At 74.2% G+C, this 22,310-nt stretch carries 24 protein-coding genes; 5 read left to right on the top strand and 19 right to left on the bottom strand.

The window, feature by feature from the left end; translation table 11 throughout:
* Window position 1: 1 nt before the first annotated feature.
* Window positions 2-1,165, top strand: coding sequence for a glycogen synthase (glgA, locus tag H7X46_RS03820; RefSeq protein WP_186358084.1), 1,164 nt, complete (start codon window positions 2-4; stop codon window positions 1,163-1,165).
* Window positions 1,166-1,231: 66 nt separating this feature from the next.
* Here glgA and H7X46_RS03815 read toward each other — a convergent pair whose 3' ends face one another.
* The 7 genes from H7X46_RS03815 to dapE form a co-directional block, all read right to left on the bottom strand.
* Window positions 1,232-1,399 carry a DUF3117 domain-containing protein gene (locus tag H7X46_RS03815; RefSeq protein WP_186358083.1) on the bottom strand — a complete coding sequence of 56 codons (168 nt, stop codon included), beginning with the start codon at window positions 1,397-1,399 and terminating at the stop codon, window positions 1,232-1,234.
* Window positions 1,400-1,590: 191 nt separating this feature from the next.
* The gene (locus H7X46_RS03810) at window positions 1,591-2,178 is read right to left on the bottom strand and encodes a DNA-3-methyladenine glycosylase I (RefSeq protein ID WP_186358082.1); all 588 of its coding nucleotides are present in this window, start codon (window positions 2,176-2,178) and stop codon (window positions 1,591-1,593) included.
* Window positions 2,175-2,516, bottom strand: coding sequence for a DivIVA domain-containing protein (locus H7X46_RS03805; protein ID WP_186358081.1), 342 nt, complete (start codon window positions 2,514-2,516; stop codon window positions 2,175-2,177). Before H7X46_RS03805 ends, H7X46_RS03810 begins: the two co-directional genes overlap by 4 nt.
* A gap of 12 nt (window positions 2,517-2,528) precedes the next feature.
* Window positions 2,529-3,506 (bottom strand): glucosyl-3-phosphoglycerate synthase, encoded by a 978-nt coding sequence (locus H7X46_RS03800; RefSeq protein ID WP_186358080.1) that lies wholly within the window; start codon window positions 3,504-3,506, stop codon window positions 2,529-2,531.
* Window positions 3,503-4,078, bottom strand: a complete 576-nt coding sequence (locus H7X46_RS03795; RefSeq protein ID WP_186358079.1) for a TIGR00730 family Rossman fold protein — start codon at window positions 4,076-4,078, stop codon at window positions 3,503-3,505. Before H7X46_RS03795 ends, H7X46_RS03800 begins: the two co-directional genes overlap by 4 nt.
* The gene (locus H7X46_RS03790) at window positions 4,078-4,848 is read right to left on the bottom strand and encodes a TIGR00730 family Rossman fold protein (protein ID WP_186358078.1); all 771 of its coding nucleotides are present in this window, start codon (window positions 4,846-4,848) and stop codon (window positions 4,078-4,080) included. The genes H7X46_RS03795 and H7X46_RS03790 overlap by 1 nt, the downstream gene beginning before the upstream one ends.
* Before the next feature lie 47 nt (window positions 4,849-4,895).
* Window positions 4,896-5,978, bottom strand: a complete 1,083-nt coding sequence (dapE, locus tag H7X46_RS03785) for a succinyl-diaminopimelate desuccinylase (protein WP_186358077.1) — start codon at window positions 5,976-5,978, stop codon at window positions 4,896-4,898.
* Between the two features lie 480 nt (window positions 5,979-6,458).
* On the opposite strand from dapE, the gene H7X46_RS29365 reads away from it, so the two are divergent.
* From H7X46_RS29365 to H7X46_RS03770, 3 genes are read left to right on the top strand one after another with little or no spacing between them, the layout of a single operon-like run.
* Window positions 6,459-7,166 (top strand): helix-turn-helix transcriptional regulator, encoded by a 708-nt coding sequence (locus H7X46_RS29365; protein WP_186358076.1) that lies wholly within the window; start codon window positions 6,459-6,461, stop codon window positions 7,164-7,166.
* Window positions 7,167-7,177: 11 nt separating this feature from the next.
* Complete coding sequence (gene dapD / locus H7X46_RS03775; protein WP_186358075.1) at window positions 7,178-8,116, top strand: 2,3,4,5-tetrahydropyridine-2,6-dicarboxylate N-succinyltransferase; 939 nt, start codon at window positions 7,178-7,180, stop codon at window positions 8,114-8,116.
* 2 nt (window positions 8,117-8,118) lie between these two features.
* Window positions 8,119-9,093 carry a CHAD domain-containing protein gene (locus H7X46_RS03770; protein ID WP_222131185.1) on the top strand — a complete coding sequence of 325 codons (975 nt, stop codon included), beginning with the start codon at window positions 8,119-8,121 and terminating at the stop codon, window positions 9,091-9,093.
* Between the two features lie 6 nt (window positions 9,094-9,099).
* On the opposite strand, the gene H7X46_RS03765 is transcribed toward H7X46_RS03770, so the two are convergent.
* Genes H7X46_RS03765 through fdxA form a run of 3 tightly spaced genes read right to left on the bottom strand, consistent with a single transcriptional unit; the run spans window position 9,100 to window position 11,773 of the window.
* A complete protein-coding gene (locus H7X46_RS03765) occupies window positions 9,100-10,299 on the bottom strand; it encodes a CynX/NimT family MFS transporter (RefSeq protein WP_186358074.1) in 1,200 nt (399 codons plus the stop codon).
* Window positions 10,300-10,346: 47 nt separating this feature from the next.
* Window positions 10,347-11,450, bottom strand: a complete 1,104-nt coding sequence (gene dapC / locus H7X46_RS03760) for a succinyldiaminopimelate transaminase (protein WP_186358073.1) — start codon at window positions 11,448-11,450, stop codon at window positions 10,347-10,349.
* Window positions 11,447-11,773: a ferredoxin gene (fdxA, locus tag H7X46_RS03755; RefSeq protein ID WP_186358072.1), complete on the bottom strand. Its 327-nt coding sequence runs from the start codon at window positions 11,771-11,773 to the stop codon at window positions 11,447-11,449. The genes dapC and fdxA overlap by 4 nt, the downstream gene beginning before the upstream one ends.
* A gap of 127 nt (window positions 11,774-11,900) precedes the next feature.
* On the opposite strand from fdxA, the gene H7X46_RS03750 reads away from it, so the two are divergent.
* Window positions 11,901-12,983: an N-acetyltransferase gene (locus tag H7X46_RS03750; protein ID WP_186358071.1), complete on the top strand. Its 1,083-nt coding sequence runs from the start codon at window positions 11,901-11,903 to the stop codon at window positions 12,981-12,983.
* Here H7X46_RS03750 and H7X46_RS03745 read toward each other — a convergent pair whose 3' ends face one another.
* The 9 genes from H7X46_RS03745 to H7X46_RS03705 are packed head-to-tail and all read right to left on the bottom strand — an operon-like array spanning window position 12,984 to window position 22,055.
* Entirely contained in the window at window positions 12,984-13,784 is an 801-nt protein-coding gene (locus tag H7X46_RS03745; protein WP_186358070.1) for a hypothetical protein, read from the bottom strand.
* On the bottom strand, window positions 13,784-14,167 hold the full coding sequence (locus tag H7X46_RS03740; RefSeq protein WP_186358069.1) for a hypothetical protein: 384 nt from the start codon (window positions 14,165-14,167) through the stop codon (window positions 13,784-13,786). Before H7X46_RS03740 ends, H7X46_RS03745 begins: the two co-directional genes overlap by 1 nt.
* Window positions 14,164-15,072 carry an N-acetyl-1-D-myo-inositol-2-amino-2-deoxy-alpha-D-glucopyranoside deacetylase gene (gene mshB, locus H7X46_RS03735; protein ID WP_186358068.1) on the bottom strand — a complete coding sequence of 303 codons (909 nt, stop codon included), beginning with the start codon at window positions 15,070-15,072 and terminating at the stop codon, window positions 14,164-14,166. The genes H7X46_RS03740 and mshB overlap by 4 nt, the downstream gene beginning before the upstream one ends.
* A 9-nt stretch (window positions 15,073-15,081) precedes the next feature.
* On the bottom strand, window positions 15,082-16,191 hold the full coding sequence (gene tsaD, locus H7X46_RS03730; RefSeq protein WP_186358067.1) for a tRNA (adenosine(37)-N6)-threonylcarbamoyltransferase complex transferase subunit TsaD: 1,110 nt from the start codon (window positions 16,189-16,191) through the stop codon (window positions 15,082-15,084).
* Between the two features lie 57 nt (window positions 16,192-16,248).
* Entirely contained in the window at window positions 16,249-17,286 is a 1,038-nt protein-coding gene (locus tag H7X46_RS03725) for an ABC transporter ATP-binding protein (RefSeq protein WP_370588593.1), read from the bottom strand.
* Window positions 17,283-18,353, bottom strand: a complete 1,071-nt coding sequence (locus H7X46_RS03720; protein WP_186358066.1) for an ABC transporter ATP-binding protein — start codon at window positions 18,351-18,353, stop codon at window positions 17,283-17,285. Before H7X46_RS03720 ends, H7X46_RS03725 begins: the two co-directional genes overlap by 4 nt.
* Window positions 18,350-19,285 (bottom strand): ABC transporter permease, encoded by a 936-nt coding sequence (locus tag H7X46_RS03715; protein WP_186358065.1) that lies wholly within the window; start codon window positions 19,283-19,285, stop codon window positions 18,350-18,352. The genes H7X46_RS03720 and H7X46_RS03715 overlap by 4 nt, the downstream gene beginning before the upstream one ends.
* Window positions 19,278-20,258 carry an ABC transporter permease gene (locus H7X46_RS03710; protein ID WP_186358064.1) on the bottom strand — a complete coding sequence of 327 codons (981 nt, stop codon included), beginning with the start codon at window positions 20,256-20,258 and terminating at the stop codon, window positions 19,278-19,280. The genes H7X46_RS03715 and H7X46_RS03710 overlap by 8 nt, the downstream gene beginning before the upstream one ends.
* A gap of 57 nt (window positions 20,259-20,315) precedes the next feature.
* Entirely contained in the window at window positions 20,316-22,055 is a 1,740-nt protein-coding gene (locus tag H7X46_RS03705) for an ABC transporter family substrate-binding protein (RefSeq protein WP_186358063.1), read from the bottom strand.
* Window positions 22,056-22,310 lie beyond the last annotated feature (255 nt).

The following is a 22,310-nucleotide window of genomic DNA, read 5'->3' as shown; positions in this document are numbered from 1 at the left end:
CGTGCGCGTCGGCCTGCTCACCCGTGAATACCCGCCCGCCGTCTACGGCGGCGCCGGAGTCCATGTCGGGCATCTCGTGCCCGCGCTGCGCGAGCTCGTCGACGTCGACGTGCACTGCTTCGCCGAGCCGGGCAGCGACGCCCCGGCGGACGCCCGGGCGCACTCCGCGCCGCCGCTGCCGGACGGCGCCAACGCGGCCCTGACGACCCTCGGCGTGGACCTGTCGATGGCCGCCGAGCTGGAGCGCTGCGACGTCCTGCACTCGCACACCTGGTACGCCAACATGGCCGGCCACATCGGCGGGCTGCTGCACGGGCGGCCGCACGTCGTCACCGCGCACTCGCTGGAGCCGCTGCGGCCGTGGAAGGCCGAGCAGCTCGGCGGCGGGTACCGGCTGTCGTCCTGGGTGGAGCGGACGGCCTACGAGGCCGCGGACGCCGTCATCGCCGTCTCGCACGGGATGCGCCGCGACGTGCTGGCCGCCTACCCGGCGATCGACCCGGAGCGGGTGCACGTGGTGCACAACGGGATCGACACCGGGTTCTACGCCCCCGACCCGGCACGGGACGCGCTCGTCGAGAACGGCGTGGACCCGGACCGCCCGATCGTGGTGTTCGTCGGCCGGATCACCCGGCAGAAGGGGCTGCGGCACCTGGTCGCGGCGGCCCACCGGTTCGATCCCGCGGCGCAGGTGGTGCTCTGCGCGGGCGCCCCGGACACCCCGGAGATCGCGGCCGAGACCGAGCGTGCGGTGTCCGAGCTGGCCGCGTCACGCACCGGGGTCGTGTGGATCCAGCGAATGCTGAGGACCACCGAGGTGCGGCAGCTGCTGTCCGCGGCGACGGTGTTCGTGTGCCCGTCGGTGTACGAGCCGCTGGGCATCGTCAACCTGGAGGCGATGGCCTGCGGGACGGCGGTGGTCGCCTCCGACGTCGGCGGGATCCCGGAGGTCGTCGCGGACGGCGAGACCGGGTTGCTCGCGCACTACGACCCGGCCGACACCGACGCGTTCGAGAAGGCGCTCGCCGAGGGCGTCAACGCACTGGTGGCGGACCCGGATCGGGCGGCCACGATGGGAGAGCGGGGGCGGGAGCGCGCGGTCGCCGAGTTCGCCTGGGCGGAGATGGCGCGGCGGACGGTCGAGGTCTACGAGAGCGTGGCCTGAGCCCGAGGCCCTCGGGCAGGGGTGGGGCCGCCCGTCGCGACCCCGCCCCCGATCGGCTCCGCGGCGTCAGCCGACGGTCGCCTTCAGTGCCTCACTGAGGTCCGTGGCCTCGTCCGGGGTCATCTCGACGACCAGACGTCCACCACCCTCGAGCGGGACGCGCATCACGATGCCCCGGCCCTCCTTGGTCACTTCCAGGGGCCCGTCGCCGGTGCGGGGCTTCATCGCGGCCATTCGTCCGTCCTCCGTCAATCCACAACAGTCGTTCCGCGGGGACGCGCTCGGGGCACGCGCCGACCGTGGACCTCCATTCTTCCCCATGACCGGCGGCGGGGTGCAACCGAGGCGATCACGGCTCGGCAGCGATCGCCGCGGCGTTCACGCAGCGCAACGCGCCGGAGGCCGTCGGCGCCCACCGCCGGCGCTCACGGTCGGCCCGCGCGTGGCGCACCGGCCCGCCAGCAGTACCCCACGTGATCGTCCACCAGTCCGGTCGCCTGCATGAGCGCGTAGCAGGTGGTCGGTCCCACGAACCGGAAGCCGCGTTTCTTCAGGGCCGCCGACATCGCCACCGACTCGGGCGTGCGGGCCGGGACGTCCTCGATCCGTGCGGGGCGGGTGTGCGTACGCGGGTCCGGGGCGAACGACGCGAGGAACTCCCCCAGGTCGTCGCCGGCGTCGGCCAGGTCGAGCACGGCACGCGCGTTCGACACCGCGGCCTCGATCTTCTGCCGGTTGCGGACGATGCGGGAGTCGGCGAGCAGCCGGGCGACGTCACGGTCGCCGAAGCGGGCGACCTGCTCGGGGTCGAAGCCCGCGAAGGCCTCGCGGAACGCGGGACGCTTGCGCAGGATGACGATCCAGGACAGCCCGGACTGGAATCCCTCCAGGGTCAGGCGCTCGAACCAGGCGGCGGTGCCGTGGACGGGGCGCCCCCACTCGTCGTCGTGGTAGGCGAGATAGTCGGGGGCGGACAGGGCCCAGTCGCAGCGGCCCCGGCCGTCGCCGGTCACCGCCGCTCCTCCTCGGCGCGCATCCGCGCGATCGTGGCCTCCAGCCGGGCGACCCGCTGGTTCAGCTCGTCCCGGTCGGCCCGGACCCGGTCCAGCTCGCCGGCCAGCCGGTCCAGTGCCCAGTCGACCTCCGCCATCCGGTACCCGCGCAGGACCTGCTGGAACCGCAGGTCCCGGACGTCCGCGCCGGAGACCTCGCGGGCCGGCAGCCGGGTCGGTGTCGCGTCCGGGGCCAGCGGGGCGAGCTCCTCGCCGCGACCGAAGACCGCGGCCGCCAGCACGAAGACCAGCGTCGCCACGACGGCGAGGACGAGCACGTACACGAGCGCGGTCCCCATGCCGCCATCACATCACGAGCCGGCGACGGCGGCGCCCACCCCACGCGGCCGCGCGCCGGACGGAACGGGCCCGGCCGGGTGACCTGCGCGGACGTCGACCGGCGGGGGCCGGTCGACCTGCACGAGCGGGTGCATCTCGGTGCGCCACCCCGGCTCACCGGGGCCGTCGGCGGGAAGCACGCCGAGCAGCCCGGCGCCGGAGTCGGGGACGCCGCAGCGGTCCAGAGCCGTCGCGAGCACCTCGCGCGCGGTGCGGGCGAGCTCGTGCAGCGGACGGTTGCGGTGCCGCCGGACGCCCAGGTCGGCCTGCGCGACCGCACCGGGCCCCCGCAGCGCCGCGGTGTCGAGCAGCAGCCCGATGTCGACGCCGTAGCCGGTGGCGAACGGCAGCCGGTCGAGCAGCTCGCGGGTGGCCGCGTACTCGCCGCCGAGCGGCTGGCGGACGTGCCGCAGCCCGGGCCGGAACGCGGCGATCAGCGGGCGGGCGAGCAGCTCGGTGACCCGGCCGCCGTCGTGCCCGTCCGGGCCGCCCAGCGGACGCCGGTGGTAGCCCTTGACGAACGCGGTGCCGGGCCGCGTGAGCAGCGGTGCCAGCAGCCGCGGGACGAGGTCGGGGTGCGGGTCGACGAGGTCGGCGTCGACGAAGCAGACCACGTCGGCCGGCGCCCGTCCCCCGCCCAGCGCGACCACCGCCCGCCACATCGCCTCACCCTTGCCGGGCAGCACGGGGACACCGGGCAGCGCCCGCTCCCGGGACAGCACCCGCGCACCGGCCGCGGCCGCGCGTTCCGCGGTGCGGTCGGCGCTGCCGGAGTCGAGCACGACGAGGTCGTCGACCAGCGCGTCCGGGCCGGTGGTGAACCGGAGCAGTCCCTCGACGAGGGGACCGATCGTCGTCTCCTCGTCCAGTGCGGGGAGGACGACGGCGACGCGCCGGCCGTCCTTGGCCGCCGCCAGCCGGTTCGCGAGGGCGTCGTCCGGCCCGGTCATCCGACGGGGCGGGCGCAGGCGTCGAGGGCGGCACCGACCGGATCGGCGTCGGAGCGCACCACCCGCAGCCGGCCCATCGGTTCGAACGTCGCGAAGCCGCGCCCACCCAGCCCCGCGACCCAGTCGAGCAGGCCGTCCCAGTGGCCGTCCGGGTCGAGCAGCACGACCGGTTTCCCGTGCAGGCCGAGCACGCCGGCCGACCACACCTCGAACAGCTCCTCGCAGGTACCGAGCCCGCCGGGCAGGGCGAGGAACGCGTCGGCCCGGTCCTCCATCTCCTGCTTGCGTTCCCGCATGCTCTCGGTGATCACGAGCTCGTCGCTGTCGTGGTCGGCCCACTCCCGCTCGACCATCGACCGCGGGATGACCCCGACGGTGCGGCCGCCCGCGGCGCGGGCCCCGGCGGCGACCGCGCCCATCATCGAGCGCCGCCCGCCGCCGGAGACCAGCGTCCAGCCACGGGCCGCGACCGCCCGCCCGACGGCGTCGGCGAGCTTCACGTAGTGCGGCGCGACCCCGTCGGAGCTGGCGCAGTAGACGCAGACCGCGAACCCCGGTCCCGGGCCGGCCATCAGTGCGTCTCCTCCCAGGCGTGGTACGCCTCGCCGACGACGTCCACCGCGTCGTCGATGTCGTCGGTGAGGTGCAGCAGGTCCAGGTCCTTCTCGGAGATCTTCCCGTCGCCCAGGACGGTCTTGGCGATCCAGTCGTAGAGCCCGCCCCAGTACTCGGTGCCGAGGAGGACGACCGGGAACTTGGTGACCTTCTTGGTCTGCACCAGGCAGAGGGCCTCGAACAGCTCGTCGAGGGTGCCGAACCCGCCGGGCAGGCAGACGAACGCCTGCGAGTACTTCACGAACATCGTCTTGCGCGCGAAGAAGTACCGGAAGTTGATCCCGAGGTCCACCCACGGGTTGAGGCCCTGCTCGAACGGCAGCTCGATCCCGAGTCCGACCGAGAGCCCGCCGGCCTCCGACGCGCCCCGGTTCGCCGCCTCCATCGTGCCGGGACCGCCGCCGGTGATGACCGCGAAGCCCGCACCGGCGAGCCGCGCACCGAGCTCGCGGCCCAGCTCGTACTCCGGCGAGCCCACCGGCGTGCGGGCCGACCCGAACACGGTCGCGGCGCGGGGCAGCTCGGCGAGCATCCCGAAGCCCTCGACGAACTCGGCCTGGATCCGCAGGACCCGCCACGGGTCGGTGTGCACCCAGTCGGCCGGCCCACGCGAGTCGAGCAGCCGCTGGTCGGTGGTGGTGGGCTCGATGCTGCGGCTGCGGCGCAGGATCACCGGGCCGCGCTGCTTCTCCGGCAGCTTCCGGGGATCGGCGTCTTGGTCGGCCATGCGGCTCACGGTATTCCGCGGCCGCGGCCGCCCGGCGCCCGGATGGCTCAGGGCTGCGCGGGGGCGAGGTAGCGCCGCAGCACCGCGGCGCAGGCCGTGATGGCGTCCTCGGCGACGTGCTCCTCCCGGGTGTGGGCCAGGTTCGGGTCACCGGGCCCGTAGTTGACGGCCGGGATGCCGAGCGCGGCGAACCGGGAGACGTCGGTCCAGCCGTACTTCGCCCGCGGGGTCGCGCCGCTCGCCGTGACGAACTCGGCGGCCGCCGGCGCCGACAGGCCCGGCAGCGCGCCCGGCGAGAGGTCGGTGACGGTGAGCTCGAATCCGGCGAACACGTCCCGGACGTGCGCGACGGCCTGCTCCGCGGACCGGTCCGGCGCGAACCGGAAGTTGACGGTGACGACGCACTCGTCGGGCACGACGTTGCCCGCGACCCCGCCCCCGATCCGGACCGCCTGCAGGCCCTCCCGGTAGACGCAGCCGTCGATGTCGACCTCGCGCGCCTCGTAGCGGCCGAGCCGGGCGAGGATCTCCCCGGCCCGATGGATCGCGTTGTCGCCCAGCCAGGAGCGCGCCGAGTGCGCCCGGCGCCCCGAGGTCCGCAGCTCGACCCGCAACGTGCCCTGGCAGCCCGCCTCCAGCGTGCCGTCGGTCGGCTCGCCGAGGATCGCGAGGTCGGCGTCGAGCCAGTCCCGGTGCTCGCGCTCGATCCGGCCGAGCCCGTTGCGGTCGGCCTCGACCTCCTCGCAGTCGTAGAACACGAACGTGACGTCGTGCCGCGGCTCGGGCAGCGCGGCCGCGAGGTGGGCGAAGACGGCGTCGCCGGACTTCATGTCGGACGTGCCGCAGCCGTGCACGAGCCCGCCGGCCCGCCGCGACGGCACGTTGTCCGCGACCGGCACCGTGTCGATGTGCCCGGCCAGGAGCACCCGGTGGGGGCGCCCCAGCCGGGTGCGGGCGAGGACCGCGTCACCGGAACGGAGCACCTCCAGGTGCGGGGCCTGGCTGCGCAACGCCTGCTCGAGCGCGTCGGCCAGCGCCGTCTCCTCCCCCGAGACGCTCGGGACGTCGACCATCGCCGCGGTCAGCGTCACCGGGTCGGCGGTCAGGTCCAGCACGGGCGTCCTCGTCACCCGGCCGACGCTACCGACCGGCGCCGCCCCTCCGGGCCCGCACCCACCACCGCGCACGCCTCGTGATCGTCTTCACCCGGCGCCCGCCGCGGTCTGCCGCCGCGGTCTGCCGCCGCGGTCTCCCGCCGCGGTCTGCCGCCGCGGTCTCCCGCCGCGGTCTCCCGCCGCGGTCTGCCGCCGCGGTCTGCCGCCGCCGGGCGGTGGGTGATGGCCCGGCCTCCCTTTGCTCTGCTCACCTCTGCGCACCTGGCGCGTCCCGGTGAGCAGAGCAAAGTGACGGAGGACCAGGTGCCGCCGCCGGCGGCCGGCCGCCGGCAGCTCGACGTGATCAGTGCGGCCGGCCGGGCCCCTTGCACGGAGCACCGACGGGGGTGCGGCCCGGCGGGTCCACCGGCCCGGTTCTATCCACAAGCGGTCGAGCTGTCCACAGGCTGCGAATTGGTTTGCTCCCGCCGGCCGAATCCGGGTCAAGCTCGTGGCATGAGCAGCATCGATGCCGGTAGCCGGCTACCCGAGGAGCCGCCACCCGCTCCCGTCGACGTGGTGCTCCCGGACATCTCCGGCCTGGTCCGGGCCGTCCGCCGGCGGGCCGATCTCTCCCAGCGCGAGCTGGCCGAGCGCACCGGGCTGGCACGGTCGACGATCGGCCGGATCGAGAGCCGCACGCTCACGCCCGGTCTGGAGACGCTCACCACGATCCTCGCCGTCGCCGGGGTGCGGCTGGTCGCCGTCGACGAGAACAACCGCCGGGTGCCGCCGATGGAGGACCCGCCGGGAGACGACCTCCGGGACGGGGCCGGCCGCCGCTACCCGTCGCACCTGGACACGATCCTGGATCCGGCCCCTGGTGACTGGTGGGGCGACCGGTTCGGCCTGGCGCGGCCACCCGAGACGTTCAAGCGGGACCGGGTGATGCGGGACGTCATGCGCCGGCGCAGCGTCTGGGAGGTCCGCGTGAACCAGTTCTGGACCGCGCACCCGCCGCCGACGGTGGAGTTCTGGATCCAGCGGCAGTGCCGGTGCGAGCGTTGCGGCTGTCTTCCGCCTCCGGCACCCCCGCCGTTCCCGGCCGAGCGGGTCGAGCGATACCTGCAGGCCGCGGCCCTGCTCGCCACCGCCCAGATGTCGGCGGCCGACGTGGCCCGGCGCACGGACGTCCCTGCCCCGCGACCGTCCCCGGAACGGTAGGTTCGGCGCCCGTGAGTACCGAGTACCGCCGTGAACGCGCTTCCGGCACCGGCCTGGCCACGGTCACGACCGACGGCACCGTCCTCGACGTCTGGTACCCGGCGCCCGCCCTCGGCGGGGCCGAGGCGACCGATCCCGCCGACGTCCTTGCGCCCCTGGTCTCGACCGACGAGCTGCGGGGCGTCCGCACCGAGATCGTCCGCACCGAGATCGCCTCGCTGGCCGACGCCCCCGCCGACGCCGCCGACGTCTACCTGCGCCTGCACCTGCTCAGCCACCGGCTCGTCCAGCCGCACCAGGTGAACCTCGAGGGCCAGTTCGGGCTGCTGGCCAACGTCGTGTGGAGCAACCACGGCCCGTGCCCGGTGGCCGGGTTCGAGCTGACCCGCGCGAAGCTGCGCGCCCGCGGCCCGGTGACCGTGACGCACGTCGACAAGTTCCCGCGGATGGTCGACTACGTCGTCCCGTCGGGGGTCCGCATCGGTGACGCCGACCGGGTACGGCTCGGCGCCCACCTCGCCGAGGGCACGACCGTCATGCACGAGGGCTTCGTCAACTTCAACGCCGGCACCCTGGGCACGTCGATGGTCGAGGGCCGGATCTCCGCCGGTGTCGTCGTCGGTGACGGCTCGGACCTGGGCGGGTCCGCCTCCGTCATGGGCACGCTGTCCGGGGGTGGCAAGGAGGTCATCTCGGTCGGTCGCCGCTGCCTGCTCGGCGCCAACGCCGGCCTGGGCATCTCGCTCGGCGACGACTGCGTGGTCGAGGCCGGCCTCTACGTCACCGCGGGGACGAAGGTGACGCTGCCGGACGGGTCGACGGCCGCGGCGCGCACCCTCTCCGGCCAGGACGGGCTGCTGCTGCGGCGCAACTCCGTCACCGGTGCGGTCGAGGCCCTGCCCCGGACCGGCGAGGGCATCGCGCTCAACGCCGCGCTGCACGCCAACTAGACATGAGCATCGACGGGGCGCCCCAGCCTCCCTCGAACCTGTACGGCGTGGCCGACCTCGGTGAGCCGCTGACGGCCGGGCCGCGTGACCCGGCCGTCCACCACGTCCGCGCGCTGCTCGACAAGCGGCTCCGCGCGATGCTGCACCACGAGCCCGGCGTCCGGGACGGCTCGGACATCGAGGAGCTGCACCAGATGCGGGTCGCGGTGCGCCGGATGCGGGCCGCGCTCAAGGCCGCCCGGCCCCTGCTCGACCACACCTGGGCCGACGGGCTCCGGCGCGAGCTGGGCCGGCTCGGGCGCGCGCTGGGCCCCGTCCGGGACCTCGACGTGATGATCGAGCGGCTGCGCGGCGGGGTGGCGACGATGCCGGCCGCCGAGCACGCCGCCGGCGACCGCCTGATCGCGGTGCTGGAGGGCGACCGGGTCGCGGCCCGGGCGGCGATGCTGGACGAGCTCGACTCGGACCGGCACGCCACGCTGCGGCGGCGCCTGGTCGAGACCGTGTCCGCGCCGCTGCCCGAGCCGTCGGACGGTGTCGCCCGCCCGGCGCTGATCGACCTGGTGCGCGCCGAGAGCGGCAAGCTCACCAAGGCCGTGCACCGGGCAGGGCCGAACCCGCCGGACATGACTCTGCATGACCTGCGGATCCGCACCAAACGGCTGCGCTACACCGGCGAGCTCGTCGAACCGGCGATGCGCGACGAGGACGGCGAGCGCACGAAGGACTCCAAACGGGTCAAGAAGATGCTCGCGGCCGCGGAGGGCCTCCAGGAGGTCCTCGGTGACCACCAGGACGCCTGCGTGGCGGAGCACCGCATCCGGGTCCTGCTCGACGAGCTCGGGACCGCCCCGGACGCCCACGAGGTCTTCGTCGGCGGCCGGCTCGTGGAGCGCGAGCGGGCCCGGGCCGAGGCACTTCGGACCCGGTGGTGGGACGCCTGGCTGGTCCTCTCCGAGCGCGCCGGGAAGCTCTGACCGGTGCTACCCCGGGCGGTCGCCGAGCAGCCGGACGGCGACCGCCTGGAGCAGACCCCCGGCGAGCGGCAGGACGATCGCGGGCGCGAACCCCCCGAGGTCGATGACCAGCCCCATCACCAGCGGGGCGATCCCGGCCGCGCAGTAACCCACACCGAGCCCGAACCCGCTGACCGCGGCGCTCCGGGCCGGCGTCGGCGTCCGCCACGCGATCAGGGCGAGCCCGAGCGGGAACCCGGCCCCGACACCGATCCCGATCAACGCTGCCCACAGCCATGGCAACGGCGTCCCCGGGGCGGGCAGCACCAGCGCACCCGTGGTCCCGGCGACGCTGCTCAGCACCGTCGTCGACGCCCAGAACCGCCACCGGCGGCGCCGCTCCGCAGCCGCGGGGATCAGCAGGGCGGCGGGGATCTGCACGATGCTCCACACCGCCAGCAGCAGGCCCGCGGCCTGCGGCGACCAGCCCTGCTGCTCGTAGAACGGCGACAACCAGGTCATCCAGCCGTAGAAGATCGTCGACGAGCCGACGAGGTAGCAGGCGACCCGGCGGGCGAACGGGTCCCGCCAGGTGCACAGCTCGTCGGTGACGGAGGTGGCCTCGCCGTCGGGGGCGACCGGTCGGGCCCGCCCGATCCGGCCGGCCACCGGGGTCCACACCGCGACGGCGAGCACCGCGGGCACCGCCCAGACCGCCAGCGACAGGGACCATCCACCGAACGCGACGGCCAGGGGCACGGCGGCTGCCGACGCGACCGTCGCGCCGATCATCATCGAGACGACGTAGCCCCCGGTCACCACCCCGGCCCGCTCGGCGAGGTGCTCCTTGACGACACCGGTCAGCAGTACCCCGGCGACGCCGATACCCAGCCCGATCAGCACGCTGCCGACGACCAGCGCGGGCAGCACGGCGACGGCGCGCAGCAGGCTGCCCGCCCCGATCGCCCCGACGGCGGCGCCGAGCAGGCGCTCCCGGCCGAGCAGGACGGCAAGCGGCGCGGCGCCGAACGAGCCGGCGGACATCATCAGCACCGCGCCGGCCTGGACCAGCCCGGCGGGGCCGGCGCCGATGCCGAGATCCGCCCGCGCCGTCTCCAGCAACGGCGGGTACCCGGCCAGCCCGGCGCGCAGGTTCACCGCGAGCGCCAGCACCCCCAGCAGGACGAGCGCCGGCCGGATCCCCTGTCGGGCCGGCGACCTGCTCATCGGTGATCCTTCGCGGGACGGGGACGGTGGACCGGGCGCCCCGCGGGTCAGCCGGCGACGAGCCGCTCGACGGCCGTGTCGATGCGCTCGTCCGGCGCGGTCAGGGCGACCCGCACGTGCCGCGCGCCTGCGGGGCCGTAGAACTCGCCCGGCGCGACCAGGATCCCGAGCTCGGCGAGCCGGTCCACGGTCTGCCTGCACTGCTCACCGGCGGTGGCCCACAGGTACAGGCCGGCCGACGAGTGCTCGATCTCGAGCCCGGCCTTCTCCAGCCCCGCCCGCAGGCGGGAGCGGCGGGCGTCGTACCGGTCGGCCTGCTCGGCGACGTGCCCGTCGTCGGAGACCGCCGCCTCCAGCGCGGCCTGCACCGGCCGCGGGACGATCATCCCGGCGTGTTTGCGCACCTCGAGCAGGCCCGCGACCAGCGACGGGTCACCGGCCACGAACCCCGCGCGGTACCCGGCCAGGTTCGACACCTTCGACAGGGAGTGCACGGCCAGCAGACCGGTGTGGTCGCCGTCGCACACGTCCGGGTGCAGCACCGAGAGCGGCGCCGGGTCGGCCACGCCGGGCAGGCCCAGGTAGCACTCGTCGGAGGCGACGACCGCGCCCCGCTCGCGGGCCCAGGTGACCACCTTCCGCAGGTGCTCGACCGGCAGGACCCGGCCCGTCGGGTTCGACGGCGAGTTCAGCCAGATCAGTTTCACCCGGGCCGGGCCGGCCGCCGTCAGGCCGTCCGACCGGATGTGGCCGGCGCCCGCCAGCCGGGCCCCCACCTCGTAGGTCGGGTACGCCAGCTCGGGGATGACGACGGTGTCCCCGGCGCCGAGCCCCAGCAGCGTCGGCAGCCAGGCGACCAGCTCCTTGGACCCGATCGTCGGTAGGACCGCGGCCGGGTCCACCCCGGGCACGCCGAAGCGCCGCTGCAGGGAGGCGGCGACCGCCTCGCGCAACGCCGCGGGGCCGTGCGTCGTCGGGTAGCCGGGCTCCGCGGCCGCCGGTCCGGACAGGGCGTCCCGCAGCAGCCCCGGAACCGGGTCCACCGGGGTGCCGACCGAGAGGTCGACGATCCCGTCCGGGTGGCCCGCGGCCCGCTCGCGTGCCGCGGTCAGCGAGTCCCAGGGAAAGTCGGGCAGGTTCAGCCGGTTCACTCGTCGTGTTCCTGCGGGGGCAGGCTCTTGGCGGGCTCGACGTCGTAGTCGACCTTGCCGACCTTCGAGGCGCCGCCCGGCGAGCCCAGCTCGTCGAAGAAGTCGACGTTGGCCTTGGTGTAGGCGGCCCACTGCTCCGGGACGTCGTCCTCGTAGTAGATCGCCTCGACGGGGCAGACCGGTTCGCACGCACCGCAGTCGACGCACTCGTCGGGGTGGATGTAGAGCATCCGGCCACCCTCGTAGATGCAGTCCACCGGGCACTCCTCGATGCACGCCTTGTCGAGCAGGTCGACGCAGGGCTCGGCGATCACGTAGGTCACTTCGGTGGTCCTCCACTCGGGCCGCGGGCACCCGGAGATCGTGTGGTGGTGGGGTGCCCGGTCAAACTGGGACTCCCGCAGGTTAACCCTCGCCCCGGAGTGGGGCAGGAGTGAGGTGGTCGGCGCCATGCTGGACGAGCTGCTGGGACGCCGGGTCGCGCTCCGGCACCGGATCGCCCCGGACGGTGCGCCGGGCCCGAGATTCACCGACGCCGTGGGGAACCTCACGTCCGAGGAGCCGGGGACGGTGACCGTCCACACCCGGACCGGGCCGGTGCGGGTGGCCCGGGACGCCATCGTCGCCGTCCGCGAGGTGCCGCCGGCACCGGCGCGGCGGGCCTCCCGGGCCGCGGTGGCGGAGCTCGAACGGGTCCGGGCCGCGGCCTGGCCGGCGCCGGTCCGCGAGGACCTCGGCGGCTGGGTGCTGCGTGCGGCCGGGGGCTGGACGAAGCGGGCGAACTCCGCGCTCGCCCTCGGCGACCCCGGGATGCCGGTGGAGCAGGCGCTCGCCCGGGTGCAGGCGTTCGCCGCCGCGCACGGGATCGCCCCGCGCGTGCAGGCCCCGGTGGGCTCGCCGTGGTCGAACCGGGTCCTCGACGCCGGCTGGCAGGTCCTGCCGGCCGGGGACGGGGAGAGCCTGGTGCTGGTGACCGGCGTGGAACCCGTGGTGGCGGCACCCGACTGGCCGGCCCGCCCGACCGCGGCCTGGTGGGCGGTGACCGGCGAGGGCCCCTTCCCTGCGGGCTCCCCCGCCCTGGCGGTCCTGACCGGTGACGGCCCGTTCGGGGTGGCGCCCCCAGGTGAGCAGAGCAATGCGGCGAGTCCGGTGCGCCCTCGTGAGCAGAGCAAAGCGGCCCGTGCTGGTGCCCCCGCGCGCCCCGGTGAGCAGAGCAGAGGAGTGCCGGAGGTGGTGGGGTTCGGGGTGCTCGACGACCCGGAGGAGGGCCCGGTCGCGGCGGTCCGCGCCGCGGTGGTCGGCGACCACGTGCACTTCGGCCGGCTCACCGTGCTGCCCCGCTTCCGCCGCCGCGGGCTCGCCACCCGGCTCACCCGCGCCGCGCTCGCCTGGGCCGCCGCCCGCGGCGCCCGGCACGCCGTCGTCGAGGTCGCGACCGGGAATCCCGGCGGCCGCGCCCTGTACGCGCGGGAGGGCTGGTCCGAGCACCACCGGTCGCACTACCTGGTGCCCGGCCGGACAGAACCGGGCTGATCAGGCCCCGGGGCGGGCGGCGAGCCCGTGCCGGTCCAGCCAGGTGCGGCCCTCGCGGGCCGCGCGCTTGAGACCCGACCACTCCCCCAGGTACTTCCCGAGCACCCCGACGACCGGCAGCATCCCGAGCCACTCGTGGTAGAAGCGTCCGTGCGGCCGCTTGTCGAGCTCCTCCTCGACCGACCACAGCGCCCGGCCGAGCCGCCAGACCGCGGCGCCGACCTTCTTCAGCGTCGCGCGCGTCCCCGACTCCGCCAGGTCCCCGGTGAGCTCCGAGGCGCGGGCGTCGGCGGCGGCGTCCTCCGCGGGGGTCAGGGCACGGTCGCCGAGGGCGAGCTCACGCCGGAACAGCACCGCCGCCAGCAGCTCCACCAGCCGGTCCTCGTCGCGGACGCCGTGCTCACCGGCCAGCGCGACCAGCAGCAGCCCCTCCCCCGCGGCGCCGACGGCATCGGACACCGGCAGCGTCCGCGCCAGCGCGCCGCCGAGGCCGGGGATCGCGGCGATCAACGTGGTGAACCGGCCGACCCGGTAGACCCACCAGTGCGCGCGGGCGTCGACGTCCATCCGGGCCCAGGCCGCCGTCCCGGGCACCTGGACCGAGGCGAGCGCGTCGAGGATCTTGTCGGCGAGCGAGCGTTCCTCCGGCGGGACGTCCCGGGCGCCCGCACCGTCCGGCGTCACCCGGGCCCGCAGGCCGAACGGGTCGGACTCGCGCAGCCCGTCGAGCACCGGCCGGGTGGCCCGCACGAACGGGCGCAGCACGGTCACGATCTGCTCGTCGGAGATCTTCCCGATCATCACCGGACTCCCTTCGGCCCACCGGCCAGGTTCTCGACGGCCCGGCGGAACGCGTGCAGGCCGGCCGCCGACCCCGCCAGCAGCAACAGCAGCGACTGCCAGGTGCCGGGGAGCAGCACGTCACCGCCCGGACCCAGCATGCCCAGCACCAGCACCGAGACGAACCAGACGAGCAGCGGCGCGGCCGCACCGGCGGGTGTCGGGGAGATCTCGGTGACCGTCGTGTGCACCAGCCAGGGCAGCGACACGACGGCGACCACGGTCCCGACCGGGACCGGCACCGGCCCGATGTAGAGCATCTGGAACATCAGCTCGACGGCAGCCAGCAGCACCGAGATCAGCAGCAGCAGCCCGGCGAACGGCAGCCGGGTCGGGTCGCTCACGGCTCCACCCCCTCGAACAGGTCCGTCTCGATGATCTCCTCCGGGTCCGCCCCGTGCAGCACGAACTCCTCCACGCCGAGCAACGGCTGGACGATCGTGTTGCTCATCGCGAACGCCGCCCACCCGTCCCCGGTCCGGACGTCGATCTGGGTGGCGTGCGCCCGCATGGCGGCGATCCGCGCGTCGTCGTGGGCCGACACGTCGAGCCGGGTCGTGACGGCGGCGGCGTCGTGCCCGGGGTGCTCGTCGGGTTCCGGCCAGCGCAGCCCGGTCCGTGCCGGGTCCCCGCCGCAGGCCTGCAGCAGCTCGGCCAGCCCGTCGGCCAGCAGCGCGGCCGAGCGCACCGTGAAGTACAGCTTCGCGACGACGTCCGGTCGCGCGGCCGCGGCGGCGACCGTCAGCTCGTGCGCGCGGACGTGGTCGGGGTGCCCGTAGCCCCCGTCGTCGGCGTAGGACACCAGCACCTGGGGGCGGACCTCGTCGACGATCTCCAGCAGCTGGGCGAGCTGGGTGCCGAACACCGCGGGCGCGGCGAACGCCCGCGGGTGCAGGTCCGGGGGCAGCGCGGCGCGGGTGCCGTGCCCGGCGAGCACCATCCCGGTGTCCCGCCAGCGCCCGGCACCGCCGAGGTAGCGGTGGTCCGGGCCGCCGAGCGCGGCGAGCGCGCCGTCCAGCTCACGGGTCCGGTACCCGCCGAGCTGGTCACCGCGGTCCGGGGCGAGCTCGGCCAGCTCCGGCGGGATCACCTCGCCCTCCTCGCCGAGGGTGCAGGTCACGACGGTGACACCGGTGTCCGGCTCGGCGGTGTAGCGCGCGATGGTGCCGCCGGTGGTCAGGGTCTCGTCGTCCGGGTGGGCGTGGACGAGCAGCAGGCGGCGGCCGGGCGACGGTCGGGCGGGAGACACCGGCGGAGCTTACGGGGCGCTGCTCGCCCGCTCCGCGACGGTGGTCGGCAGCGGGAAGTCCGCGGCCTCGCCGGTCGCGGCCGGCACCGGGACCGACGCCCCGGTGAGCGCCACCGTGGGCACCGCCGTCGTCGCCAGCCCGGCCGGCTCGATCCCGGCCCGCACCAGCAGGTCCCCCAGCGCGGCGATCATGGCGCCGTTGTCGGTGCACAGCCGGGGCGCCGGCACCCGCAGGGTGATCCCCGCGTCCGCGCAGGCACGTTCCATCTCGGTGCGCAGCACCCGGTTCGCCGCGACCCCGCCGACCATCAGCAGGGTGTCCGCGCCCCGCTCGGCGCAGGCCCGCAGCGCCTTGCGCACCAGCACGTCGACCACGGCCATCTGGAACGACGCCGCCACGTCCGCGACCGGGACCGGGCGCCCCGCGTCCTGCGCGGCCTCGACGTGCCGGGCCACGGCCGTCTTCAGCCCGGAGAAGGAGAACCCGAACACGGCGTCGCGCGGCCCGGTCATCGGCCGGGGGAACGCGATCGCGGCGGGGTCCCCGTCGAGGGCGGCCCGCGACACCGACGGCCCGCCCGGGTAGGGCAGCCCGAGCAGCCGGGCGACCTTGTCGAACGCCTCGCCGGCCGCGTCGTCGACGGTGTCGCCGAGGTGCTCGACCGGGTCGCGGGCCAGGTCGGACAGCGACAGCAGCGAGGTGTGCCCGCCGGAGACGATCAGGCAGACGCAGCGCTCCGGCAGCGGCCCGTGCTCCAGGACGTCGACGGCGGCGTGCCCGGCCAGGTGGTGCACGCCGTAGAGGGGGACGTCCAGCGCCGTCGCGTACGCCTTCGCCGCGGCGACGCCGACGTGCAGGGCCGGGGACAGGCCCGGTCCCGCGGTGACGGCGACGGCGTCCACGTCGGACGGCGACACCCCGGCCGCCTCGATCGCCGCCCGCACCATCGGCACCACGGCGCTCACGTGTGCGCGGGCCGCGACCTCCGGGACGACCCCGCCGAAGCGGGCGTGCTCGTCCGCCGACGACGCCAGGCCCTCACCGAGCAGCACCCCGTCCCGGACCAGGCCCGCCCCGGTCTCGTCACACGACGTCTCGATCCCCAGCACCAGCGACACGCCGACCAGTGTCCCACCGGCCGCGGGCCGCCGACCGGAAGACCCCGCTCACAGCGCTCACAGCAGCGAGCGCGCCTCCGCGTAGTGGCACGCCACCGGATGCCCGGCGCCCCGGTCGACCAGGGCGGGCTCGGTCTCGACGCACGCCTGCTGCTCGTCGGGGGTCAGCTCGAGCGCGAACTTCGGGCAGCGGGTGCGGAACCGGCAGCCGGACGGCGGATCCGCCGGGCTGGGCAGGTCCCCGACGACGGTGATCCGCTCCCGGGCCCGCTCGCGGCGCGGGTCCGGCAGCGGGATCGCCGAGATCAGGGCGTGCGTGTAGGGATGCCCGGGAGCCCCGAACAGGGCGGCCGCCGGCCCGGTCTCCACGATCTTGCCCAGGTACATGACCGCGATCCGGTCGGCGATGTGCCGCACCACCGACAGGTCGTGCGACACGAACAGGTACGACAGCCCCCGTTCGCCCTGCAGCTCCTGCAGCAGGTTGAGCACGCCCGCCTGGATCGACACGTCCAGCGCCGACACCGGCTCGTCGAGCACGATCAGCTGGGGCGCCAGCGCGAGCGCGCGGGCGATCCCGATGCGCTGGCGCTGGCCGCCGGAGAACTCGTGCGGGTAGCGGTTGCCGTGCTCGGGGCGCAGCCCGACCGTCGCCATGAGGTCGCGCACCTGCTGCCGGCCGCCGTCGCCGTAGCAGCCGTGGATCCGCAGCGGCTCGGCGATCAGCTCGCTCACCGGCATCCGCGGGTCCAGTGACGCGTACGGGTCCTGGAACACCAGCTGCATCTGCCGGCGCAGCGACCGCATGCGTGCCCCGGACAGCCCGGTGATCCGCTGGTCGCCGAACCGGACCTCGCCCGAGGTCGCCGGGACGAGGTTGAGCGCGACCCGGGCCAGCGTCGACTTGCCGCAGCCGGACTCGCCGACCAGGCCCAGGGTCTCGCCCTCGGCGATGTCGAACGAGACGTCGCTGACCGCCTGGACGGTGCCGACGGTGCGGCGCAGCAGGCCGCCGGAGCGGATCGGGAAGTTCTTGACCAGGTTGCGGGCCGACAGCAGCGCCGTCGTCGTGGCCGTGTCCGCCGGGTGGCTCACCGGGTGCCCTCCGCTCCGACCGCGGCCTGATCCTCGGCCTCGCCACGGGCCGGGTCCGCACCGAACACGTCCTGCGGCGCCGCACCGTCCACCTGCGACGAGTGGTGGCACGCGGCGCGGTGCCCGTCGCCGACCTCGGCGAGCTCCGGCTCGGACCGGCCGCAGATCTCGGTGGCCAGCGGGCAGCGCGGCGTGAACGGGCAGCCCGGCGGCATCGCGACCACCGACGGCGGGGATCCCGGGATCGGCGTCAGCCGCTCGGTGGGTCGGTCGAGCCGGGGCAGGCTGCCGAGCAGGCCCAGCGTGTAGGGCATCCGCGGCCGGTAGAAGATGTCCTCCACGCCGCCGACCTCGACCGGCTTGCCCGCGTACATGACCAGCACGCGGTCCGCCTGGCCGGCGATCACCCCCAGGTCGTGGGTGATCAGCACCATGGCGGCGCCGGTCGACCGCTGCGCGGCCTGCAGCGCCTCCAGGACCTGGGCCTGGACGGTCACGTCCAGTGCCGTCGTCGGCTCGTCGGCGATGATGACGTCCGGGTCGTTGGCCATCGCGATCGCGATCACCACGCGTTGCCGCATGCCGCCGGACAGCTCGTGCGGGTAGGACGCGACGCGCTGTTCCGGGTTCGGGATCCGGACCAGCTCCAGCAGCTCGACCGCCCGTTCCCGGGCCCGGGCCCGGGACACGTCGCGGTGCGCGAGCACCGCCTCCTCGATCTGGTAGCCGACCGTGTAGACCGGGTTCAGAGAGGTCATCGGGTCCTGGAAGATCATCGCGATGCGCTCGCCGCGGACCGTGTTGAGCTCACGCTCGGAGAGGGTGAGCAGGTCGCGGCCGTCGAACCGGATCTCGCCGGTCACCTGCGCGGTGCGGGGCAGCAGCCCCATCACCGCGAGCGAGGTGACGGACTTGCCGGACCCGGACTCGCCCACGATGCCGAGCACCTCGCCGCGGCCGAGCCGGTAGTCGACACCGCGGACGGCGCGGACCGGGCCCTCGTCGCTCGGGAACGTGACGGTGAGCCCGGAGACCTCGAGGACCGCCTCGGGGGTAGCTGCTGTCACTGGCGCACCTTCGTCTGCTGCGGGTCGAACGCGTCACGCAGGCCGTCGCCGATGAAGTTGATCGTGAGCGCGATCGTGATGATGAACAGGCCCGGGAAGTAGAACAGCCACGGCCGGGTGGTCAGCGCCGTCTGTGCCTCCGAGACGAGCAGCCCCAGCGAGGTGTCCGGCGTCTGCACGCCGAAGCCCAGGTAGGACAGCGCCGTCTCCAGCAGGATCGCCAACGCGACCAGGATCGTCAGGTTGACGAAGATCGAGCCGAGCGCGTTGGGGACCAGGTGCCGCAGGATGATCCGGGAGTTCGACGCGCCCAGCGCCCGGGCCGCCTCGATGAACTCCTTCTCCCGCAGCGACAGGACGACGCCGCGCGCGACCCGGGAGACGTAGGCCCAGTACAGGCCGGCGATGACCAGCCCGATGAGGTACCAGGTCCCGCCGAAGTGGTGGGCGAGCATCGCGGCCACCGCGATGAGCGGCAGCGTCAGCACCAGGTCGGCGATCCGCATCATGAGCGTGTCGATCCAGCCGCCGAAGTACCCGGCGACCGAGCCCCACAGCGTGCCGACGAGCGTCGCCAGCACGGCGACCATCACCGAGACCTGCAGCGAGATCCGGGTGCCGCCGAGCACCTGGGCGAGTTGGTCCTTGCCGACGGCGTCGGTGCCGAACGGGTGCTGCAGCGACGGGGCCGCCGAGTTGTCCGGGGTGATCTCGCCGACGTCGTAGCGCCAGAGCGCCCCGCCGACGTAGGCGAGCAGGATCAGCCCGACCAGCACCACGAGGCTGACCATCGCGGCCCGGTGCCGCAGGAAGCGGCGCAGCACGAGCCGGCCCTGGCTGCGCTCGGCGACGGTGAACTCGCGGTCGTCGGCCGCGCCCGCGACGGCGGCGGGCGCCGACCCGGCACGGTGCGTGGTCGAGGCGTCAGGCATAGCGGATCCTGGGGTCGAGGACGCCGTAGAGCAGGTCGGCGACCAGGTTGAACGCGATCACGATCGCGGCCGAGACCAGCAGCCAGGACGTCACGGCGTAGGTGTCGAACTGCCGGATCGACTCGATCAGGAAGTCCCCCAGCCCGCGCCACTGGAACACCCGCTCGGTGATCACCGCACCGCCCAGGATGGTCGCCACGTCGAGCGCGGTCACCGTGGTCAGCGGGATCAGCGCGGTGCGCAGGGCGTGCCGGAACATGACGGTGCGCCGGGAGAGGCCCTTCGCCCGCGCGAGCCGCACGTAGTCGGAGTTCAGCGTCTCGAGCATCGACGCCCGGGTGAAGCGGCTCCAGGCGGCGTAGGAGATCAGCGCGAGGGCGATCGTCGGCAGCACCAGGTGCCCGGCGATGTCCACGACCCGGGCGAGGAAGCCCGGCGGCGCCGGGACCGACGACGCGCCGATGGTGTAGATGACCTGGTCGCCGACGATCGTGTTGAAGTCGATGCCGCCCTGCTTGAGCAGGATCGCCAGCCAGAACGACGGCATCGCCAGGAACAGGAACCCGAGGAAGGTCGCGGTGTAGTCGGCCTTCGAGTACTGCCGCACCGCCGTGTAGACGCCCACCAGGACGGCGAGCACGAGTGCGATCACCATCGCGACGATGATCAGCCGCATGGTGACCCAGAACCGGGCGCCCAGCTCGGCGCCGATGTCCTGGGTGGCGATGACCGAGGGCCCGAAGTCGCCGCGGAGCACCCCGCCGAGCCACGACAGGTACCGCGGGACCAGCGGTTCGTTCAGGTGCAGCCGGTCCGCCTCGGCGGCGAGGACGTGCGGCGGGGGCGGCGGGTTGCGCAGGATCAGCGGGGTCAGCGGGTTCCCGGACAGGGTCCCCAGCCAGAACACGACGAACGAGGACACGAGCAGGATCGGGATCGAGACCACGATCCGGCGCACGGCGTAGATGAGCATGTGCAGTCCTTTCGCCGTCCCGGCCGCCGCGGGGGCGGCCGGGACGGCCGGGCCGGGTCAGCCGCCGGTGCGGAGGCCCCACTCCCCGGCGTTGTACATCGGCCCGTTCAGGCTCGCGTTGCTCCGCACGTTGGCGACGCCGTTCTGCGTCGCGAGCAGGACCGGCTTCTGGTACAGCGGCAGGACGTAGGCGTCCCCGAGGATGATCCGGTCCGCCTCGTTCAGCTTCGCCGTGGCCGCCGCCTTGTCCACCGAGGACGCCGCCTCGGTCAGCAGCTTGTCGGTGGCCGGGTTCTTGTACTGGCCGAAGTTGTTCCCGGACGTCGACAGGAACGTCTGCTGGGCGTTGGCGAACGGCGCGGGCGACTGCACCCAGGCGAACACCATGATGTCGTAGTCACCGGCGGTCAGGGTGGTCCCGAGGTCGTCGGTCGGCTCGACGGTGACGTTGATCCCGAGCTGACGCATGTAGCCGGCGAACAGCTCGCTCTCGTTCTGCCGGATGGCGTTGCCGACCGTGTAGCGGATCCGCATGGCCGGCACCGGCTTCCCGCCCGGGGCGACCAGCGCCTGCCCGACCCCGGTGTAGCCGGCGTCGGTGAGGATCTTCTTGGCCCGCTCGACGTCGCCCGAGCCGAGCCCGGTCTGCGCGATGTTGTCGGTGTAGCCCTCCTGCTGGGGCAGGAACATCAGGCTGTTCAGCGGCCCGACCTCGGGGTTGAACTGCCCGACGGTCTTGGCGATGATGTCCTGCCGGTTCACCGCGGTGAACATCGCCTGCCGCAGCGCCTTGTCCTGCAGGGCCGGGTTGCGCAGGTTGAGATCGTAGTGCTCCCAGGTCAGGCCGAGCTGCTGCTGCTGGGAGACGTTCGGGATCTGCTGGAGCTGCTGGACGATGTCCACCTGCGGCTGCGGGTAGATCACCTGCACCTCGTTGTTCTGCAGGGCGATCGGCTCCTGGGTGGCGTCGGTGATCACCCGCATGATCAGCTTGTCCAGCGTGGGCTTGGTCGCCCCGTACCAGCGCGGGTTGGGGGCCAGCGTCAGCGCCTGGTTGTCCTGCCAGCGCTCGACGACGTACGGGCCACCGGAGTAGGTCGGCGGGTTCTTCCCGAACCAGTCGAACGAGGCGGCGACGCCCTGCGGGGTGTTGAGGTCGCCGTGCTGGGCGGCGATGTGGGCCGGGTAGAGGGGCTGGCCGGAGCTGAAGTAGTTCTGCCAGTCCGTGAACGGCTTGCTCAGCGTCATGGTCGCGGTCTTGCCGCCGTCGGAGGCGGTCACGTTCTGTACGAGCTCCCAGCCGCCGTTGCCCGCGGTGGAGCAGTCCGGGCACCGGGCCGGGCTCTGCATCTTCCAGGCGTAGATGAAGTCCTGGGCGCTGATCGGCGTCCCGTCGCTCCAGACCGCCTCGGGCTTGATCTTGTAGACGATGGTGGTCGGGTTGACCAGGTCGGCGGACACCATGAGGTCGGTGTTGAGCGCCAGCTTGAGGTCCGGCTGGGTCTTGAACGCGGCCGGCAGGTAGGCCTGGGTGGCCATGCCGGTCTCGAACACGTTGCCGTCGGCCGAGACGACGTTCCAGTTCGGGATGTTCTTCTCGATCGCGAACGTGATCGTACCGCCCCGTTGCAGCTGGTCCGCCGGAACGGCGTTGCAGGTGTTGACGTTCGCGGGACAGTCGGCGAAGTTGCCACTGGCGGTGGCACTGCCTCCACCGCCGCCCCCCACGCCGCACGCGCTGAGCAGCAGGGCGCTCACGCCCGCCACCGCGACCGCGGCCGCCGCCTTGATTCTCATCGTCGAACGTGCCTCTCGAGATCGGTGGGGTGCACGCCGGTGTGGCACCCGCTCGGACGGGACGAGCGCCCGGATGTACTGCCGGGTAACGCGTCCGGAGGAACGCTAGGAATCGCGTCGCCCCACCGCGACGCCCCGTCGTCGATCGTGTCCAAAGGGTGACCTCCACGTCGACGAGCGCGGTCGCGGACGGACCGGACGCTAACAACGCGCACGGGTGTCCGGCAGACCTTCACCGCACTTCGCAACCTGTTT

The organism is Pseudonocardia sp. C8, assembly GCF_014267175.1.
GTDB lineage: Bacteria > Actinomycetota > Actinomycetes > Mycobacteriales > Pseudonocardiaceae > Pseudonocardia.
The sequence above is the reverse complement of the archived record's forward strand: the minus strand, read 5'-3'. Positions and strand labels throughout refer to the sequence as shown.

Coding starts and splice junctions, on each gene's coding strand:
- H7X46_RS03705 (WP_186358063.1), bottom strand. CDS start 22,055: ATGAGAATCAAGGCGGCGGCCGCGGTCGCGGTGGCGGGCGTGAGCGCC.
- H7X46_RS03800 (WP_186358080.1), bottom strand. CDS start 3,506: ATGACCGGGCCGGACGACGCCCTCGCGAACCGGCTGGCGGCGGCCAAG.
- H7X46_RS03795 (WP_186358079.1), bottom strand. CDS start 4,078: ATGGCCGGCCCGGGACCGGGGTTCGCGGTCTGCGTCTACTGCGCCAGC.
- H7X46_RS03765 (WP_186358074.1), bottom strand. CDS start 10,299: ATGAGCAGGTCGCCGGCCCGACAGGGGATCCGGCCGGCGCTCGTCCTG.
- H7X46_RS03745 (WP_186358070.1), bottom strand. CDS start 13,784: ATGATCGGGAAGATCTCCGACGAGCAGATCGTGACCGTGCTGCGCCCG.
- H7X46_RS03750 (WP_186358071.1), top strand. CDS start 11,901: ATGCTGGACGAGCTGCTGGGACGCCGGGTCGCGCTCCGGCACCGGATC.
- H7X46_RS03815 (WP_186358083.1), bottom strand. CDS start 1,399: ATGGCCGCGATGAAGCCCCGCACCGGCGACGGGCCCCTGGAAGTGACC.
- H7X46_RS03790 (WP_186358078.1), bottom strand. CDS start 4,848: ATGGCCGACCAAGACGCCGATCCCCGGAAGCTGCCGGAGAAGCAGCGC.
- H7X46_RS03770 (WP_222131185.1), top strand. CDS start 8,119: ATGAGCATCGACGGGGCGCCCCAGCCTCCCTCGAACCTGTACGGCGTG.
- H7X46_RS29365 (WP_186358076.1), top strand. CDS start 6,459: ATGAGCAGCATCGATGCCGGTAGCCGGCTACCCGAGGAGCCGCCACCC.
- H7X46_RS03710 (WP_186358064.1), bottom strand. CDS start 20,258: ATGCTCATCTACGCCGTGCGCCGGATCGTGGTCTCGATCCCGATCCTG.
- H7X46_RS03805 (WP_186358081.1), bottom strand. CDS start 2,516: ATGGGGACCGCGCTCGTGTACGTGCTCGTCCTCGCCGTCGTGGCGACG.
- H7X46_RS03715 (WP_186358065.1), bottom strand. CDS start 19,285: ATGCCTGACGCCTCGACCACGCACCGTGCCGGGTCGGCGCCCGCCGCC.